General features: G+C 46.3%; 18 protein-coding genes and 1 pseudogene. 15 read left to right on the top strand and 4 right to left on the bottom strand.

Going from position 1 to position 16,948, the window contains the following annotated elements:
• Nucleotides 1-58: 58 nt before the first annotated feature.
• Nucleotides 59-3,766: a DNA polymerase III subunit alpha gene (gene dnaE / locus VIR50_RS09180; protein ID WP_331934829.1), complete on the bottom strand. Its 3,708-nt coding sequence runs from the start codon at nucleotides 3,764-3,766 to the stop codon at nucleotides 59-61.
• A 131-nt stretch (nucleotides 3,767-3,897) separates the two neighbouring features.
• Here dnaE and VIR50_RS09185 point away from each other — a divergent pair, with 131 nt between their 5' ends.
• From VIR50_RS09185 to VIR50_RS09200, 4 genes are all read left to right on the top strand, one after another.
• Nucleotides 3,898-4,593, top strand: a complete 696-nt coding sequence (locus tag VIR50_RS09185) for a phosphatidylserine decarboxylase family protein (RefSeq protein ID WP_331934830.1) — start codon at nucleotides 3,898-3,900, stop codon at nucleotides 4,591-4,593.
• A 2-nt stretch (nucleotides 4,594-4,595) separates the two neighbouring features.
• Nucleotides 4,596-5,306, top strand: coding sequence for a CDP-diacylglycerol--serine O-phosphatidyltransferase (gene pssA, locus VIR50_RS09190; RefSeq protein WP_331934831.1), 711 nt, complete (start codon nucleotides 4,596-4,598; stop codon nucleotides 5,304-5,306).
• Nucleotides 5,307-5,368: 62 nt separating this feature from the next.
• The gene (locus tag VIR50_RS09195) at nucleotides 5,369-5,650 is read left to right on the top strand and encodes a DUF4834 family protein (protein WP_331934832.1); all 282 of its coding nucleotides are present in this window, start codon (nucleotides 5,369-5,371) and stop codon (nucleotides 5,648-5,650) included.
• 52 nt (nucleotides 5,651-5,702) lie between these two features.
• Complete coding sequence (locus tag VIR50_RS09200; RefSeq protein ID WP_331934833.1) at nucleotides 5,703-6,293, top strand: DUF417 family protein; 591 nt, start codon at nucleotides 5,703-5,705, stop codon at nucleotides 6,291-6,293.
• Between the two features lie 155 nt (nucleotides 6,294-6,448).
• On the opposite strand, the gene pyrH is transcribed toward VIR50_RS09200, so the two are convergent.
• The 3 genes and pseudogenes from pyrH to VIR50_RS09215 form a co-directional block, all read right to left on the bottom strand.
• A complete protein-coding gene (pyrH, locus tag VIR50_RS09205) occupies nucleotides 6,449-7,159 on the bottom strand; it encodes a UMP kinase (RefSeq protein ID WP_331934834.1) in 711 nt (236 codons plus the stop codon).
• Nucleotides 7,160-7,179: 20 nt separating this feature from the next.
• On the bottom strand, nucleotides 7,180-7,953 hold the full coding sequence (locus tag VIR50_RS09210) for a biotin--[acetyl-CoA-carboxylase] ligase (protein WP_331934835.1): 774 nt from the start codon (nucleotides 7,951-7,953) through the stop codon (nucleotides 7,180-7,182).
• A gap of 75 nt (nucleotides 7,954-8,028) precedes the next feature.
• Nucleotides 8,029-8,402, bottom strand: a pseudogene (locus tag VIR50_RS09215) (YraN family protein).
• 151 nt (nucleotides 8,403-8,553) lie between these two features.
• Between VIR50_RS09215 and VIR50_RS09220 the strand changes: the two are divergent.
• The 11 genes from VIR50_RS09220 (at nucleotide 8,554) to VIR50_RS09270 (ending at nucleotide 16,895) form a co-directional block, all read left to right on the top strand.
• Complete coding sequence (locus VIR50_RS09220; RefSeq protein WP_331934858.1) at nucleotides 8,554-9,255, top strand: ABC transporter ATP-binding protein; 702 nt, start codon at nucleotides 8,554-8,556, stop codon at nucleotides 9,253-9,255.
• Entirely contained in the window at nucleotides 9,248-10,021 is a 774-nt protein-coding gene (locus VIR50_RS09225) for a hypothetical protein (protein WP_331934836.1), read from the top strand. The genes VIR50_RS09220 and VIR50_RS09225 overlap by 8 nt, the downstream gene beginning before the upstream one ends.
• A gap of 19 nt (nucleotides 10,022-10,040) precedes the next feature.
• On the top strand, nucleotides 10,041-10,886 hold the full coding sequence (locus VIR50_RS09230) for a hypothetical protein (protein WP_331934837.1): 846 nt from the start codon (nucleotides 10,041-10,043) through the stop codon (nucleotides 10,884-10,886).
• Nucleotides 10,887-10,889: 3 nt separating this feature from the next.
• Nucleotides 10,890-11,333, top strand: a complete 444-nt coding sequence (locus tag VIR50_RS09235) for a nucleoside deaminase (RefSeq protein WP_331934838.1) — start codon at nucleotides 10,890-10,892, stop codon at nucleotides 11,331-11,333.
• Between the two features lie 98 nt (nucleotides 11,334-11,431).
• A complete protein-coding gene (locus VIR50_RS09240) occupies nucleotides 11,432-12,220 on the top strand; it encodes a Cof-type HAD-IIB family hydrolase (protein WP_331934839.1) in 789 nt (262 codons plus the stop codon).
• 75 nt (nucleotides 12,221-12,295) lie between these two features.
• Nucleotides 12,296-13,636: an alpha-L-fucosidase gene (locus VIR50_RS09245; RefSeq protein ID WP_414703545.1), complete on the top strand. Its 1,341-nt coding sequence runs from the start codon at nucleotides 12,296-12,298 to the stop codon at nucleotides 13,634-13,636.
• A gap of 396 nt (nucleotides 13,637-14,032) precedes the next feature.
• Entirely contained in the window at nucleotides 14,033-14,545 is a 513-nt protein-coding gene (locus VIR50_RS09250) for a toxin-antitoxin system YwqK family antitoxin (protein ID WP_331934840.1), read from the top strand.
• Nucleotides 14,546-14,783: 238 nt separating this feature from the next.
• The gene (locus tag VIR50_RS09255; protein WP_331934841.1) at nucleotides 14,784-15,104 is read left to right on the top strand and encodes an ArsR/SmtB family transcription factor; all 321 of its coding nucleotides are present in this window, start codon (nucleotides 14,784-14,786) and stop codon (nucleotides 15,102-15,104) included.
• Nucleotides 15,105-15,208: 104 nt separating this feature from the next.
• Nucleotides 15,209-15,442: a thioredoxin family protein gene (locus tag VIR50_RS09260; RefSeq protein WP_331934842.1), complete on the top strand. Its 234-nt coding sequence runs from the start codon at nucleotides 15,209-15,211 to the stop codon at nucleotides 15,440-15,442.
• The gene (locus VIR50_RS09265) at nucleotides 15,439-15,873 is read left to right on the top strand and encodes an arsenate reductase ArsC (protein WP_331934843.1); all 435 of its coding nucleotides are present in this window, start codon (nucleotides 15,439-15,441) and stop codon (nucleotides 15,871-15,873) included. Before VIR50_RS09260 ends, VIR50_RS09265 begins: the two co-directional genes overlap by 4 nt.
• A 53-nt stretch (nucleotides 15,874-15,926) precedes the next feature.
• Complete coding sequence (locus tag VIR50_RS09270; RefSeq protein WP_331934844.1) at nucleotides 15,927-16,895, top strand: permease; 969 nt, start codon at nucleotides 15,927-15,929, stop codon at nucleotides 16,893-16,895.
• Nucleotides 16,896-16,948: the final 53 nt, after the last annotated feature.

Raw genomic sequence — 16,948 nt, forward strand, 5'->3', positions numbered from 1 at the left:
AGAATATATCTATTTCATCTTTATAATGTAGAAGTTTGGCAAATAGTATGCCAACTATTTAATTAATGTTGTATGTCATGCCGGGCGTGGACTCTATGTAAGTGATGAGATCGTTCTTGATGTTGATGACATGACTCTTCGATCTTAACAGAATCCTTGTGTTGTGTTCCTCATCCACAATTTGGAAGAAGAGTTGGGTAGAGCCCGGATTCTCTGAAATGATGGTGCTTAAATCTGTGACAACCTCGTCGTTTATGACATTGCGGTTAATGGTAATTGTAATCTTCTCAAGCCTGTGTTCCTTTACATCTTGTAGGAATTGGATGTTCTGAACCTTTAAATCGTAGTAGTTACCGTTTTGATAAGGCTGCGTGCATTTGGCTGTGATATATACGGAACAGCCGATAGTCAGCATGCCGCTCCAGCGTCCCCAGTCCTCACCGAACAGCGCCAACTCGCCTGCACTCTCATAATCTTCGAGCGTGACGATACCAAATGGCTTCCCGTTTTTGGTGAATTTGGATTTTACTCCGGTGATAATGCCGCTGAGGGTTATCTCGTCTTTCAAGGAAAGCGCGGCCTTGTCGCCCAGTTCAGAGCACAAAGTGTTGCTCATGTTTTTGACGATAATGGCGTAGTCGTCAAGCGGGTGGGCCGAGAGATAGATACCTACAAGCTCTCTTTCTTTATTCAGTTTCTCGATGGTACTCCATTCTTCGGCTTGTGGAGCCATGGGATGTGCGATGGCAACGGCTTCTTCTCCTCCGAACAAAGAGGTTTTGGCTTCGTTTTGTTCCTGCTGGAAAAGCTGGCCATAATGTAATAAGGTGTCGAGGAAAACTTCGCCTTTGGTGTTAGGCGCCAAGTATTGCTCGCGTCGAATGCCGAAACAATCAAAGCCACCGCTCAATGCTAATGATTCAAAAGCCTTTCGATTGACATTCGTAAAGTCAATACGCTCCGCAAAATTATAGATGTCTGTAAAAGGGCCATTGGCCTCTCGCTCGTTGATAATAGCGAGAGCGGCGGCCTCGCCCATGCCCTTGATGGCTGCCATTCCAAAGCGAATCTCGCCTTTTTTGTTAACACCAAAGTTGCTGAAACTTTCGTTTACGTCGGGACCAAGGGTGAGTATGCCCATTGCCTTGCATTCATCCATGAGCTTGGTGATTTCCTTGATGTCGTTCTTACGGCGTGTAAGCAGGGCTGCCATGTACTCTGCGGGGTAGTGGGCCTTGAGATATGCGGTCTGGTAGGCCACCCATGAATAGCAAGTAGCGTGTGATTTATTGAATGCGTAAGAAGCGAATTTCTCCCAGTCGGTCCAAATCTTCTCTAACACTTGGGGATTATGACCGTTTGCTTGGCCTTGGGAAATGAATTTAGGTTTCATCGCGTCTACGATGGCTTTCTTCTTTTTACCCATGGCTTTACGAAGGGCGTCGCTCTCACCACGTGTGAAGTTGGCCAATTGACGTGAGAGAAGCATGACTTGTTCCTGATAAACCGTAATGCCATAGGTATCTTTCAGATATTTTTCCATGCAGGGAATATCGTACTTAACCAAGGAAGGGTCGTTCTTACGTTTGATAAAGTCGGGGATATAATCCATAGGTCCCGGGCGATAAAGTGCGTTCATCGCGATGAGATCTTCAAACACGGTAGGGTGTAGTTCACGCAGATATTTCTGCATACCCGGTGACTCAAATTGGAAAGTTCCGATGGTTCGGCCTTGTTGATAGAGCTGATAGGTAAGCTCATCGTCTATGGGGATATTCTCCAAATCGACAATATCTCCCGTTGTGAGTTTGATATTTTTACATGCTTCCTTCAACTCTGACAAGGTCTTCAGGCCAAGGAAGTCCATTTTGATAAGGCCGGTTGACTCTATGACATGGCCATCATATTGGGTCACGGCAGTTTTCAAGCCGGGATAGTCTGGGTCGGCAGCCGTGGAAACCGGTACCCAATCGCTGATGGCATTTTGACAAATAATGAATCCGCAAGCGTGAATACCCGTGCCTCTGACCGTTCCCTCCAGCATTTTAGCGTATTTAATGGTATTGCGTTCCTTGGGATCAACGGAGGCTTCAGCTTCCCGCAATTCAGGCGTACACTTGATAGCATTCTTCAAGTTCATCTTTAATCCGTCGGGTAAGCGGTCGGGTATGGCCTTGCATAGTGCGTTGGATTTATCCAATGGCAGCTTTTCCACCCGGGCAACGTCCTTGATGGAGTTCTTCGTTGCCATGCTACCATAAGTTATGATGTGCGCACAGTTCTCGTGACCGTACTTATCCATGACCCAGCGCAGCACCTTGCCACGTCCGTCATCGTCGAAGTCGGTATCAATATCGGGGAGGTTTACACGGTCAGGATTGAGAAAACGCTCAAACAGCAAGTCATATTTGAGAGGGTCTATTTGGGTGATTCCCAAGCAATAAGCTACCACGGAACCCGCTGCCGAGCCACGTCCCGGACCAACCATGACACCAAGTTCTTCTCTCGCGGCTTTGATAAAGTCGGACACAATGAGGAAGTAGCCGGGGAAGCCCATCGTCTTCATGACGTGCAACTCAAAGTTGATATGTTCTTTTACATTATCAGATAGCGGGTCGCCATACAACTTTTTGGCACCATCATAGGCTAATTTCGCCAAATAGTCGGCCTCAAACTTTATGCGATAAATCTTTTCGTATCCGCCAAGTCGGTCAATAACCTTCTGTCCTTCCTCGGGAGAGAGTTGGTTGTTACCGTTTTCATCGGAAGTGAATTCATTGTATAAATCTTGCTCAGAGAACCTTGTTTTCCATATTTCCTCGGTTCCGAAATCTTCGGGAATGGGGAAGAAAGGCATGATGGGGCCATGATCAATACTGTAAGTATCAATCTTGTTCAAGATTTCCAAGGTGTTAGACATGGATTCAGGAATGTCGGAAAATACCTCATTCATCTCTGCCTGGGTCTTAAACCATTCTTGTTTGCTGTATCGCATACGGTTAGGATCATCAAGGTCTTTACCGGTTGACAAGCAAAGTAGATGATCGTGAGCCTCCGCAGTCTCTTTGTCTTCAAAGTGACAGTCGTTGGTACACACAAGTTTTATACCGTATTCTTTTGAAAACTCCGCAAGGACTTTGTTGACTTTCTGTTGCAGTGGATATGCCTCTCGGTTGGCTAAAATAGTGGGATCTTTGACTTCGTGACGCTGTAACTCAAGGTAGAAGTCATCGCCAAACACCCTTTGATACCATTCGCAAGCCTCGCGGGCTCCTTCAATGTCACCTTTTAATATCTTTCTGGGTATTTCCCCGGCCAAGCAGGCGGAGCAAACAATCAAATCTTCATGGAATAACTCCAAGTCAGCCCTATCGGTACGAGGTCTGTAATAGTAACCGTCTACCCACGAGCGGCTGACTAACTTTATCAGGTTTTTGTAACCATTATAGTTTTTGGCGAGCACAATGAGGTGATAACCGCTGTTGTCTCCCATTTCTTTCACCATGTCCTCTTTACGGCGCCGGGCCACGTACATTTCACAACCGATAATGGGTTTGAAAGGTTCCAGCCCGTCTTTTTTACGCTGTTTGTTGACACCGTTACAATAGTCTACGAATTCCTTAATGCCATACATGACGCCATGGTCCGTGATAGCCATGCCTTTCATACCATCTTTAATAGCTTTATCTACTAAATAAGGTATTTTGGACTGCCCATCTAAGATAGAATATTGTGTGTGGACATGCAGATGAATAAAGTCTTCCATTATTTTTGAGTGCATTTTAGAGCACTAAGTTACGCTGAAAACTTGATATGGCAAAAGAAAAAAAGTAAAAATTTGCGCACGCAATAAAAAAACACTAACTTTGCAATTGGTTCGAATCGATAGCCTATTTTATGATTAAAATTAAGAAAAAACTTAAGAAAATACGTATTCATCGTGAGGGAACAGACCAGCTTGTTTATGGATTCATAGGGATAGCTGCCATCGCTCTCTTATTATATCGGCTTGACAATAAAGTCCCTTTTTGGACCTTTATGGTTTTAAGTCTTATCGTTTACTGCATTGTTGTTAATTTTTATCGCTGTCCTATCCGCTATTTCTCAGAGTCAGAGGATACGGAAGGCCTTGTCGTTGCCCCTGCCGATGGTCGTGTAGTGGTGATAGAAGAGGTTGATGAAAAGGAATATTTCCATGATCGTCGTTTGATGATCAGTATTTTCATGAGCCTTGTCAATGTGCATGCCAACTGGTTTCCGGTGGATGGAAAAGTAAAGAAGGTAGTACATAAGGATGGCAATTATCATAAGGCATGGCTGCCCAAGGCCAGCGAGGAGAACGAACATGCCGATGTAATCATTACCACTCCCAATGGCGTTGATGTGCTTTGCCGCCAAATCGCCGGTGCCATGGCTCGCCGTATTGTGACTTATGCCAAGGAAGGAGAGGACTGTTACATCGATGAACACCTTGGTTTTATCAAGTTAGGTAGCCGTGTGGATGTTTATCTTCCCATAGGAACTGAGGTTTGTGTGAAGATGGGTCAGGCTACAACCGGTGACCAAACGATCATCGCTAAGTTACAAAGCTGAACATGAATTTCGTAAAACATATTCCAAATACGATAACTTGCTGCAATCTGATTTCAGGTTGTATCGCCACTGCTTACGCCTTTTTCGGTGATGTCAAGGTAGCTTTGATGTTCATTATCTTAGGTGCTGTCTTTGATTTCTTCGACGGTATGGTGGCCCGTTTGCTGCATGTGTCTTCTCCAATAGGTAAGGAATTGGACTCATTGGCAGACAATATCACGTTTGGATTTGCTCCGGCGACAATTATTTTTACCGAACTTTCCGTATTGGAATATCCCTCTTTCTTGGAGCCTTTGCGTGAAGTAGTGCCTTTCTTTGCCTTTGTAATAGCGGCATTCTCGGCTTTGCGTTTGGCAAAGTTTAATCTTGACGAGCGCCAATCTACAAGTTTTATCGGCTTGCCAACGCCTGCCAACGCTCTGTTTTGGGGCGCGTTGTTGGTATCTCATCCCACTTGGATAGAGAATCAGCAAGGGGGAGGCCTTATCTTGTTGGCCATGATTGTGTTGAGTTGCTATTTATTGGTAGCTGAGTTCCCTATGTTCGCGTTGAAATTTAAGTCGTGGGGGTGGAAAGGTAACGAAATAAAATACGGCTTTATCGCTTTGTCGGTATTGTTGTTGGCAGTTTTTGGCTTGCTTGAGGCTTGGTATCTTATCATAGCTTGCTATGTTATCGTGTCGGCTTTGGTAAATATTTTTCATAAAGCCTGATACTTTTTACAGATTGGGGTGGTGAAAAAGTCATCACCGTTTATTAGGGATATACACAGAATATGGTATTACTTAAATTCTTAATCATCATTTTCTTCGTCATTGTTTTAATGATATTCATCGTATTTTGGGATGTTATTAAAACGATGTTTAGGCTCTTCTGGCAAGTGAAAAGCCAGCTTCGAGGTGCTCAAAGGGCTGATAATAGAACGTATAAAGGCCACAATCGCCGGTCATATCCCGATGGTGAATCGGTCATAGACCAACGAAGTCCGCAAGAGGCCAAGCAAAAGATATTTAAGAAAGACGAAGGTGAGTACGTAGATTATACGGAAGAGCCTTAAAGAGAGATAACACAGAAAGAGAGACTATTGTTTTATTTAAATTCAATTTAATATGTATCAAAAACTAAACACTTTATTTTATGAGGCGCTAAAAGTGGCAGTCTCAATGAAAAGCTTTGGCATTCACGCCATCAGAGTAGCTATCTTTATCATCTTTGTATGGATAGGTGGCCTTAAAGTTTGTAATTATGAGGCCGAAGGAATCGTTCCGTTCGTAGCCAACAGTCCGTTTATGAGCTTCTTTTATGCGAAAGATGCACCTGAATATAAGGACTATAAGTTAAAAGAAGGTGAGTTTGACGCCGCCAAACATGAGTGGCATAAGGCTAATAACACTTATACTTTCTCTTACGGTTTGGGCACAATGATTGTGTCATTCGGTATCTTGACATTGCTGGGAATATGGTGGCCAAAGATTGGTTTGATAGGTTCGGGCTTTGTAATCATCATGACTTTTGGCACCCTTTCGTTCTTAGTTACGACCCCCGAGGTATGGGTTCCTAACTTGGGAAGCGGCGAACATGGCTTCCCATTGCTCACCGGAGCGGGTCGTTTGGTCATAAAAGACGTATGTATATTGGCCGGTGCGTTTGTCGTATTGGTCGATTGTGCGGAGAAAATCCTACGTTCTCGTAAGCAATAAGGTAACTATTATAAAATAAAATCCCCCAAAGACAATGGCCTTTGGGGGATTTTTTATGCCCTTTTGGTTGCTTTTGGAGTGGTGGTTTTAGTGAAACGGCCACGCTGTTAAGGGCAAATGGCGCATGATTTATGGGCAAATCGTGGGGTAAAAGATTAGTTATGAACGAGTGTTCCTATCTCTTCGCCCGCCATAACTTTCTGTAAATTGCCCACAATATCCATGTTGAAAACATAGATAGGCAGGTTGTTTTCCTTGCACATGGTGGTGGCTGTGAGGTCCATAACCTTTAAACCACGTGTGTAAATCTCATCATAAGTGATGTCTTTGAACTTTGTTGCCGTTGGATCTTTCTCAGGATCGGCGGTGTAAATGCCATCCACACGGGTGCCTTTGAGCATAACGTCAGCCTCTATCTCTATGCCTCGCAGCGAGCTTCCGGTGTCTGTGGTGAAGTAGGGGCTGCCTGTTCCGGCGGAGAATATGCAGACGTAGCCGCTCTCCATGGCCTCTATGGCTTTCCATTTGCTGTAAAATTCGCCGATAGGCTCCATCCGGATGGCTGTGAGAACTTTGGTTTTAACGCCCAAAGCGCCCAAAGCGCTGCTCAAAGCCAGTGAGTTGATGACCGTGGCGCACATGCCCATCTGGTCACCTTTTACTCTATCGAAGCCTTTTTGGCTGCCACTCAACCCGCGGAATATGTTGCCACCGCCGATGACAATGCCAATTTCTACTCCCATATCGTGCACTTCCTTGATTTGTCGGGCATAGTCTGACAGACGGTCGGGGTCGATACCGAAGTTCTGTTTACCCATCAGGCTCTCGCCGCTCAGCTTTAGTAATATTCTCTTAAATCGTGCCATAATGTTTTGATTTATAGTTATTAATTGATAAATTTTACTTCTTTAAACTCGTATTCCCTGAATCGGCCTTCTTGGTCGCGCAGAACGAGCAATCCATCGTCGCCCACCTCTACGATTGCCGCCTCAAAACAACCATCCTTGTCTTCGTAAGCATGGAAGCCATGGCGGCGATAGAGCGCCTCATGATAGCGTGCCGAAATGTCTCCATGTTGTCCGTTGACCGCCATTTCATGATACTTTGTGAAGGCGGTTATGATTTGTTTCAACAGCGATTCACGGTCAACTTCATGGCCGAGAATCTGAAAGAGTGACACCGGATTGGGCGCATCGCTTTCAAATGTTTGCTGGTTGACATTCAAACCGATACCGAAGATACAGTTTTTGATGTGGCCTCCTGCGATGGAAGTCTCGATGAGTGTGCCACTCAATTTGCGATTTTTCCAATAAATATCGTTAGGCCATTTCAAGCTGATGTCATCGGTGTAGGTGTCGAGAACCTCTTTCAGGGCCAGTGCTCCGGCTTCGGATAAGATGAATTGGCTCCGCAAGGGCATTGTAATGGGGTGGGTGAGAATACTGAACAGCAGGTTCTTGCCTCGCTCGCTTTCCCATGTATGGGTTCCCTGACCTCGACCGGCAGTCTGAAAATCCGCGCTGACTACGGTCATGTTTTCGTCAGTTGCCGGCGTATATTGTCGCAGGTAGCTGTTGGTAGAGTCAACTTCCGCTAACGCTATCAGGTTGGTTTTGAATTCAGGTGCTTTGTTTTTTTTCTTGAAAGGCCACTTTATCATTGTCTTATCAAACCTATGTGGTTATTTAAAAATCAAAAAATAGGAGAATGAGTATAAGGTTTTTCCGTCTTACCTTTATAATAATAGGGGATTGAAGGCGTCTTCGATATGTTCCAAGAGGCCGTCTCCTCACGGTCGCCGATAATCGAAATGATGTCAAACCGTAGCTCGTCCCATAGCTGTTGCTCCTTAACGTAGGCGTTGGCGGCCACGCCCAAGCTCCTTATCTTGGCGGTGTTAACGGCGTCTTGGGGCTTAGTGATGACATCCGACGTGCGCGTCTTTACCTCCACAAACACAATCGTAGTGCCGTCGGGGGTGCGAGCGATGATGTCGATGTCACGGTGTCCGAAGCGCCAATCACGGTCGAGAATGGTGTAACCTTGCTCTTCCAAATAGCGGGTGGCAAAGTTTTCGCCCCATTTTCCAAGTTCATTGTGCAGTGCCATGCGTCCTACCTCATTGTTATTATTTTACAAAAATACGATTATTATTTTACATTATATAGAAAAACAGCTATTTTTGCGAATACTATCAGGGGCCTTTTGAACGCCTTTTGCGCTCCTTAGGCTATGTTTTTTGACGATAATATTGTTCAGAATGGTTATCCAAGAGCTGTCATTTCGCTATCCCCGGCACAATGATTTTGTGTTTCGCGACTTCTCGTTGTCGTTTCGTGAAGGACGTATTTACGGCCTTTTAGGTCCTAACGGCGCCGGAAAATCCACCTTATTATATTTAATGGCAGGCCTGCTGACGCCCGATGGTGGGCGGGTAAGCCTTGATGGAGTAGACGTGAGGTTGCGTCTACCAACAACGATGCGTGAGATTTTTCTCGTTCCCGATGAGTTTGAACTGCCCCGTGTTACGCTTACGGAGTACATAGCCACTAACAGCGTGTTCTATCCTCACTTCTCTTTAACCGACATGCAGACCTATTTGAACACGTTTGGCATGACGATGGACGTGCGCCTTGACGGGCTTTCGCTCGGCCAGCGTAAGAAAATCTTTATGAGCTTTGCCATGGCTGCCCATACCAAAGTACTCTTGATGGACGAGCCTACCAATGGTCTTGACATTCCGGGGAAGCGCCAGTTTCGTGAGTTTATCACGCAAGGACTTACCGATGATCGCATTTTCGTCGTCTCCACCCATCAGGTAAAGGATATAGAAAGCATTATCGGACATGTATTGTTGATAGATAGAAGCGAGATTATCCGTGACGAACCGTTGGATGGAACGGCCGATTTGGAATCTTATTTTGAGCAAGCCATGCAAGGAAGGGAGGCGCACCATGACTAAAGATGTATTTAATCAAGAGCGTTTTAGGGCTTACGTGGCTAAGTTATGGGCCGAGCAAAAGCGGTTTGCCATGACCTTTTGCCTGATTCTCGCGGGGCTTATCTTTGCGGCAGAACTATTCGCTGTCTTTACATGTTATCATGTTCCGAGTTATGCAGTCGACAATAATATGCCTGCGGAAGACCCTATACGCAATGGCATAGTGGTGGAGTGTCTGCTCCTTTTGTTTGCCGGTGGCTGCATAGCTGCCAGCCGTATGTTGGCTGATGGTCAGCAAAAGGCCGGTCGTATTCATGTGCTTACCCAGCCCGTCAGTATGTTTGAGAATTGGTTGGCCCGTGTATTGATATTCGTGGTGGGCTATTTCGTGGCGTTTCATGCTATTTACTATGGGTTTGAACTGGTGCGTGTGGCTATCTTTTCGCCTGTTTTCCCGCAGTCACACATCAGTGTACAGCATTTGTTCTCCTTTGCTGGGAGTTCCGACATGTTCTTCCCAGCTTTATTTTATTCGACGGTAGCTTATGCGTTTTTCGTATCTTTCTATACGTTGGGGTGCTTCGTGTTTCCTCGGCGGCCGCTGCTGGCTACTACCGTCGCCTTGTTCTGTATCGGTATAGCGTTGTTGTTTATACTGTTACTCTATGCGGATCCCTCCGAATTCTTCATGGAGGTAATGTTCGTTTGGGGCGCCTTGTTGGCCGGTTGTAACTTTTGGCTGTCTTACCGGCGGCTCCGTGAATTAGAAATTATTGACAGAATGTAACCCAAAAGCGCACTCGATTATGAAAAAGACCAGCGAAATCATTATCGGCCTTTTGGCCTTCACGTTACTCTTGGTAGCCATTTCTCCCGTGTTTAATATACATTCTGAGCAATCTGTTGTGTATTTAGGGCAGCGTGCCAGCCTGCGAACGCCTTGTATAGAAGAAGTTGAGGCGTTCGATTCGACCTTGAGTGATTTGCTCTATAAGGATAATTATACGATTAGTATTAAGGTGAACGACAGCCTGAAGGAGGCTGTCGTAGACTATCCTTCGCAGTTGATGGTCGCTAAAATGAAAGGTACGAAGCTATGCTTGGGCATGATTCCGGCCTTGAAAGAAAAGCAAGGGCAAAAGGGAACGATTTATTTGGAGGAGCGCAAGTCGGTTACTGATACCACCAAATATGATGGTCCGGTTCAGTTAAAAGTAAATATTGAAATGCCTTCAGCCATGGTTCATCGCATGCTTCGTAAGCCTTCATCTTTCCGTTTAAGTCCATGTCGGTTGCGGTTGGTAGGCTTGCAGACCGATAATTTTGTTTTCCGAACAAATGTGGGTTTTGTTTTAGATAGTTGTACGATACGCTCCGCTGACATAGATGTGAGCCCCGAAGACCTTAGCTTGTCGGAAACCACTATTGGAACGCTTGTTCTCAATGTGCGAGGAGATGGCGAGCAGTCATTTTCTTCTGATATATTGGAATGGGAATCGGTGAAGGTTGGCCATCTTATCCTTCGTGGATGGAGTGCATCTACGGTTCGTTTGGACCAACATTGTTATGATCATGTGACGGTAGAGCCCGATTTGGGGCGTACGCTTGACGTGGAACTGAATGAAATAAAAGACAAAATGACACTTAAATAGTTTATGGAGCAGGAAAATAAAGACGAACTTTATATGCGCCGTGCGCTCGATGAGGCGCAGCGGGCGTTCGACGATGGCGAGATACCCGTGGGGGCGGTGGTGGTTTGTCGTGACCGTATCATCAGTCGGGCACACAACCTTACCGAAATGCTTCACGACGTTACGGCCCATGCCGAAATGCAAGCCATCACGTCGGCGGCCAACCAGTTGGGTGGCAAGTACCTGAATGATTGCACTTTGTATGTAACTTTAGAGCCTTGTGTGATGTGTGCCGGTGCTTTGGGATGGTCGCAGATAAGCCGTATCGTCTATGGAGCTTCTGATGAGAAACGTGGCTTCTCGCGCTTTGCCCCCAATGCCTTGCATCCCAAGACATCGGTGACGGCCGGCGTGCTCGAGGCCGAATGTAAGGAACTGATGCAGCTTTTTTTCAAGCAACGACGCTAAACGGGGGCATGATAACTTAGCCCCCATTTGTAAATATTAACGAGAAGAGCCTGTTTTATTGTTCTTAGTTTTGTATCTTTGTCCTATAATTATAAGCTATGAACAATAATATCAGAGCTCTGTTTTTTGATATAGACGGCACCTTAGTGAGCTTTTCCACCCATCGCATACCCGATTCCACGGTGTCAGCGTTGGAGCAAGCCAAGCATAATGGCGTGAAAATATACATTTCAACGGGGCGTCCTGTCAGTCTTATAGTTAACTTATCCCAAATAGATTCGCTCATTGATGGCTACGTTTCAACCAACGGCGCCTATTGTTTTGTTGGCAACGATGTTGTCAGCTGCTCATCCATGTTGCGTCATGACGTGGATGTTATTCTGTCGGCATGCGAGGAATGGAGGGTGCCCGCCGTGGTTGTGGGCACTGACAAGATAGCGGTCTTTCAGGAAGATGGCTCTATCGATAAGGCTTTCCGGGTGGGGTTGGGAATCAACAATGTGGTCTTTTCACCTTTGGATGAGGTGTTGGAAGGTCCCATCTTGCAACTTACGCCTTTCTTCTCGCCCGAACAAGAAGCCTTGGTCATGCCCCGCCTCGAGGCATGTACAAGCGGACGATGGACCCCGGCCTTCACTGACATAACATCGGTAAAGGCCGACAAGGGATTGGGACTGCGTGCCATGGCCGCCCATGAAGGGCTGGCGATAGGTCAGACGATGGCGTTTGGCGATGGAGGCAACGACATTCCAATTCTTAGAACGGCCGGTGTCGGCGTGGCCATGGGTAACGCCGGAGAGGAGGTAAAGGCCGTGGCGGGGTATGTGACCACCTCGGTCGACGAGGATGGTGTCATGAATGCGCTCCGTCATTTCCATGTGATTTGAAAGCAATTGCCACCTGATTTGAAAGCAATTTATAATAGTCTGTTATTACATATTTTATCTAACACCTAATACAAGATGAAAAAGTTTATTATGGCAGCCCTGCTCATGGGCATGTCCTTGCCGTTGATGGCGCAGAAAGCCGCCGATGATTCCACGGCTTGGAAGTCGAGAATGCAATGGTTTAAGGACGCTAAGTTGGGTATTTTTATCCACTATGGCATTTACGCGGTGGACGGAGTGTCGGAGAGTTGGTCGTTCCGCAATGAGCGGGTGTCCTACAAGGACTATATGGCTCAGGCCAAACGGTTCACCGGAAGCAAATGGAACGCCAAGGATTGGGTCGACCTTATTAAAGAGAGTGGTGCCAAGTACGCGGTCTTAACGACGAAACACCATGATGGCGTGGCCCTTTGGGATACCAAGGTGGGCAAGTTGAGCACGGTGAAAACCACCAAATCGAAGAAAGACTTCATCACACCTTTTGTCAATGAGCTGCGCAATCAGGGAGTGAAAGTGGGCCTTTACTATTCTTTACTTGACTGGAGCCACAAGGATTATCCTAATTTCACGAGGAGCATTACCCGTTACAAGATAGAGAATGACCGTAAACGATGGAATCGTTTCATTGATTTCAACTTTGCGCAACTCGGGGAATTGCGTGACCAATACAACCCCGATTTATGGTGGTTTGACGGCGACTGGGAGCAGACCGCTGAGGATTGGCACGCTCCGGAGCTCATAACATTCCTGCGTGATGGCAATCCTAACGTGGTAGTCAACAGCCGTGTGCAGGGCTATGGCGACTATGCGACGCCCGAAGTGGGTGGTCCGGTGCAGCAACCTTCCGATCCTTATTGGGAACTTTGTATGACGATGAACGACTCTTGGGGCTATCAGCACAAGGATACGCTGTTCAAATCGCCTTACGAACTGCTGCGTACGTTCTGCGACTGCCTAAGCATGGGCGGTAACTTGCTGCTCGACTTCGGTCCGAAAGAGGATGGTACGATACCCGAGGAAGAAGTGGCTATCCTCAAGGAGTTTGGCCGTTGGACGGGCAAACATAAGGAAGCCATCTACGGAACCGACGCCGGTGTTTACAAAGACGCGTTCCAAGGCTATACCACCATCAGCAAAGATCGCAAGACGCTCTACCTATTTATTCCCTATCGTCCGCATGGCGAGGTGGAGGTAAAGGGCCTTTTGACCAAGCTGAAGGGCGCTTGCGTGGTTGGATCTAACCAACCTTTACGTTGGAAAATCTATAATGAGGCCGATTGGCGTGCCGAACCGGGCAATCTTTACATAGAAATACCCGAGAATCAGCTCGACAGTCAGATTACCGTCGTGGCGCTTGACTTGGTTGAACCCATCAAGATGTACGTAAAGAAAGACGTGCGTCAATTTCAGCAATAATTGAAACAAAATGTTCATATTTTAGCTCTTTGAAAAGCTAAAAGTCAGTTCCGACCGACAATTTGCTTTCTATGAGCTTTATTTTACAAACCTAATCGTAAGTAATGGTCTTATGATTAGGTTTTATTTTTGCCCATTATTTATCTTTTTCTGTCATAATGTTAGGAATAGACACTTAATAGCTGTGTTATTAGAAAGGCTGTTTTACAAACTGTAAGATAAACATGTTAAAAACAGCAACTTTTAAATTGAAAGCATAGGGTTCGATTTTAATCAAATTATAGCTGAAAAATAGTTATGAAATTACGTTAAAATATTTGCGAAATTACAAGAAAATTGCATACTTTTGCATCGCAAATTAGAAACAAACCATCAAGTTTTAAACAATCAAACAATATGAAAAAGTTCCTTTTGTTAGCAGTTGCTGTAATGGTATCTCTTACAAGTTTCGGTCGTCAACGGCTGGTTTCAGACAATGCAAAGGTCGTTGCTGACACTATTTTTTACGCAGATAACATGCAGAACGTGGTCAATCGCGCCAACGCAAGTTATTATCGACTGCTCAAAACGCAGGGCCAAGGCTTGAAGAAGCAAGAGGTTTTTCAGGACTTCTATATGAATGGAACGCTGAAAGCTGAAGGAAGTTACAGTTTTATTGACTTAGGTAACGACGCCAACACCGTGTTGAACGGTAAAGTGACCACCTATTATAAGAATGGCAAGGAGCGTTGGCACGGTACTTACGTGGAAGGCAAGCGTCATGGATACTTTACTTTGCAGATGCGCGATGGTGGAATCGCTGTCGTTCAGTTTGAAAACGGCGTGTCAAAGTTTAACTATTTCACCGTAACTTACACTGACGGAACGACTCAAAAGCGTTCTATCAATGAATTGAAATCTCTCTTATAAGATAAATTTACAAAAGTCTCTATTTAAGAAACATTATTTCGGAAAGGTCTGCTTCGTGAGAAGCGGACCTTTTTTGTTGGTCATCATGGTGCTTATGGGGCAGGGGAGAAAAGGAGCTTGGTGTGTAAGTGAGTGTCGGTGGCCGATTTCTCATAAGGTTGCTTTTGTTCCTAAAAAGGTTTAAAATATTTGGATGGAACGCTGGTTGTTCGTAAATTTGCGAACAAAAGAACCTTTTATGGCAGATTATACATACAAACAAGAGATGTTGGCACGCTTTGCCAAGGCCTTGGGCCACCCCGCCCGTATTGCTATCATGGAGTTTTTAGCCCGGCAGGAGGTATGTTATTTTGGGGATATTCATGAGGAGTTGCCCATTGCGAAGGCCACTGTGTCGCAACATCTTCAGGCTTTGAAAGAGGCGGAACTGATACAAGGTGAGACCGAACCGCCTAAGGTAAAGTATTGTGTCAATCAAAAAAACTGGTTGTTTGCCCAAATGCTGTTTGCCGATTTCTTCGGTCAGAAGCTCCGTAAACAAGGTAATTGTTGTGAATAGCTTTTGATTCGCGACGTAAGGAAAAAGGAAAAACGTGTCTTTTCTTGGATTTCAATTGTTCGTTGTTTTGCGAATTACGTTTTAATATTTAACTATCAATCAACATGGAAATTATTATTTTAGGAACAGGTTGCAGCCGATGCAAGGCATTGGAGGCTGCGGTGAGAAGAGTTGTGGACGCTACCGGCATTGACGCTACGGTGCGTAAAGAGGAGGATATGGCCCGAATTATGGAGTACAACGTGATGGCTTTGCCCGCCCTTGTGGTAGATGGCAATGTTGTTTCCAAGGGAAAAGTGCTGAATGAGGCCGAAGTTCAAACGTTACTTGGCCTATGAGCGGTGCAAGGATTCTGGTATTGTGCACGGGCAACAGCTGTCGCAGTCAGATGGCCATGCGTTTTTTGCAGGAGTGTGACGCCCGGTTGGACGTCCACTCTGCCGGAACGCGGCCCACGGCGCAGGTAAATCCCTATGCGGTGAGCGTCATGGAAGAGCTTGGCATAGACATGACGGCCACGTATCCGAAGTCGGTCGAGCGCTATCTTGATGAGCAGTGGGACTATGTAATCACCGTATGTGGCCACGCACGGGAGAGCTGTCCCGTGTTTACGGGGCATGTAAAGCGGCGGTTGCACTTAGGTTTTCCCGACCCGGCATTGGCCGTGGGGACGGAGAACGAGGTTATACAGGTATTCCGAAGCGTGCGTGACGATATACGCAGGGTTATGACCGAGTTCTATGTTCGTGAGCTTGCGGATGGGCAATAGGATCGGTCGGGCTGTTTGTAATTACGATTTGTAGGATGATAAAGAATTGAGTCATGATTCAGGGTTTTGCCGATTGGCTTGTTTATGGTGTGTTGGAAATAGGCGTGGAGACACGTTTGGGCGCGGCAGTGAATTTCTTTGTATATGACACATTGAAGATATTGCTGTTGCTTTTTCTCATCAGTGTGGTGATGGGGGTGGTAAACGCTTACTTCCCCGTGGAGCGGCTGCGGGCTTATTTGGCCACGCATCGGCTCTATGGGTTGCAGTATGTGCTGGCCTCATTGTTCGGTGCGGTTACTCCTTTTTGCTCTTGTTCGAGTATTCCGTTGTTCATCGGTTTCGTGAAAGGGGGAATTCCGTTGGGCGTAACCTTTGCTTATCTGATAACATCGCCCCTCGTCAATGAGGTGGCCGTGGCCATGTTTCTCGGTACTTTCGGCTTGCGCATTACGTTAATCTACGTGGTGAGCGGCATAATGCTGGGCGTTGTAGGCGGTTGGATACTGGGACGACTGCGCACGGAGCGCTGGTTGAGCCCTTGGGTGATGAAGATTCAAGAGCAGGCTACGGCCGAGTCGGCGGAGTGGGAGGCCGAACATACGGGTTTTTGGCAACGACTCCCGATGATATTGCGTGACGCGTGGGGAATTGTGCGAGGCATATTGCTTTATGTTATTATTGGAATCGGGATAGGCGCGGCCATCCACGGTTACTTGCCCGAGGACTTCTTTCGTCAATATCTGTCGCGAGAGGGATGGTTGAGCGTGCCGCTTTCCGTGGTGTTGGCTGTGCCGATGTATAGCAACGCGGCCGGTATCGTGCCGGTGATAGAGGTGTTTGTGCAGAAAGGAGTGCCCATCGGTACGGCCTTGGCGTTCATGATGGCGGTGGTAGGGCTGTCCTTGCCCGAGGCCATGCTGCTCAAGAAGGTGATGACATGGCGGCTTATCGGCATATTTTTCGGGGTCATTACGCTGGCCATTGTCCTATCGGGCTATTTGTTCAATGCCGTGTTGTAAGCCGTGGAGCGGTGGGTAGAAGGATTGGTTGCCCATTAGGTAATTGGTCGCAG

Source organism: Prevotella sp. (assembly GCF_036570325.1).
Lineage (GTDB): Bacteria > Bacteroidota > Bacteroidia > Bacteroidales > Bacteroidaceae > Prevotella.

Coding starts and splice junctions, on each gene's coding strand:
- dnaE (WP_331934829.1), bottom strand. CDS start 3,766: ATGGAAGACTTTATTCATCTGCATGTCCACACACAATATTCTATCTTA.
- VIR50_RS09185 (WP_331934830.1), top strand. CDS start 3,898: ATGATTAAAATTAAGAAAAAACTTAAGAAAATACGTATTCATCGTGAG.
- pssA (WP_331934831.1), top strand. CDS start 4,596: ATGAATTTCGTAAAACATATTCCAAATACGATAACTTGCTGCAATCTG.
- VIR50_RS09195 (WP_331934832.1), top strand. CDS start 5,369: ATGGTATTACTTAAATTCTTAATCATCATTTTCTTCGTCATTGTTTTA.
- VIR50_RS09200 (WP_331934833.1), top strand. CDS start 5,703: ATGTATCAAAAACTAAACACTTTATTTTATGAGGCGCTAAAAGTGGCA.
- pyrH (WP_331934834.1), bottom strand. CDS start 7,159: ATGGCACGATTTAAGAGAATATTACTAAAGCTGAGCGGCGAGAGCCTG.
- VIR50_RS09210 (WP_331934835.1), bottom strand. CDS start 7,953: ATGATAAAGTGGCCTTTCAAGAAAAAAAACAAAGCACCTGAATTCAAA.
- VIR50_RS09220 (WP_331934858.1), top strand. CDS start 8,554: ATGGTTATCCAAGAGCTGTCATTTCGCTATCCCCGGCACAATGATTTT.
- VIR50_RS09225 (WP_331934836.1), top strand. CDS start 9,248: ATGACTAAAGATGTATTTAATCAAGAGCGTTTTAGGGCTTACGTGGCT.
- VIR50_RS09230 (WP_331934837.1), top strand. CDS start 10,041: ATGAAAAAGACCAGCGAAATCATTATCGGCCTTTTGGCCTTCACGTTA.
- VIR50_RS09235 (WP_331934838.1), top strand. CDS start 10,890: ATGGAGCAGGAAAATAAAGACGAACTTTATATGCGCCGTGCGCTCGAT.
- VIR50_RS09240 (WP_331934839.1), top strand. CDS start 11,432: ATGAACAATAATATCAGAGCTCTGTTTTTTGATATAGACGGCACCTTA.
- VIR50_RS09245 (WP_414703545.1), top strand. CDS start 12,296: ATGAAAAAGTTTATTATGGCAGCCCTGCTCATGGGCATGTCCTTGCCG.
- VIR50_RS09250 (WP_331934840.1), top strand. CDS start 14,033: ATGAAAAAGTTCCTTTTGTTAGCAGTTGCTGTAATGGTATCTCTTACA.
- VIR50_RS09255 (WP_331934841.1), top strand. CDS start 14,784: ATGGCAGATTATACATACAAACAAGAGATGTTGGCACGCTTTGCCAAG.
- VIR50_RS09260 (WP_331934842.1), top strand. CDS start 15,209: ATGGAAATTATTATTTTAGGAACAGGTTGCAGCCGATGCAAGGCATTG.
- VIR50_RS09265 (WP_331934843.1), top strand. CDS start 15,439: ATGAGCGGTGCAAGGATTCTGGTATTGTGCACGGGCAACAGCTGTCGC.
- VIR50_RS09270 (WP_331934844.1), top strand. CDS start 15,927: ATGATTCAGGGTTTTGCCGATTGGCTTGTTTATGGTGTGTTGGAAATA.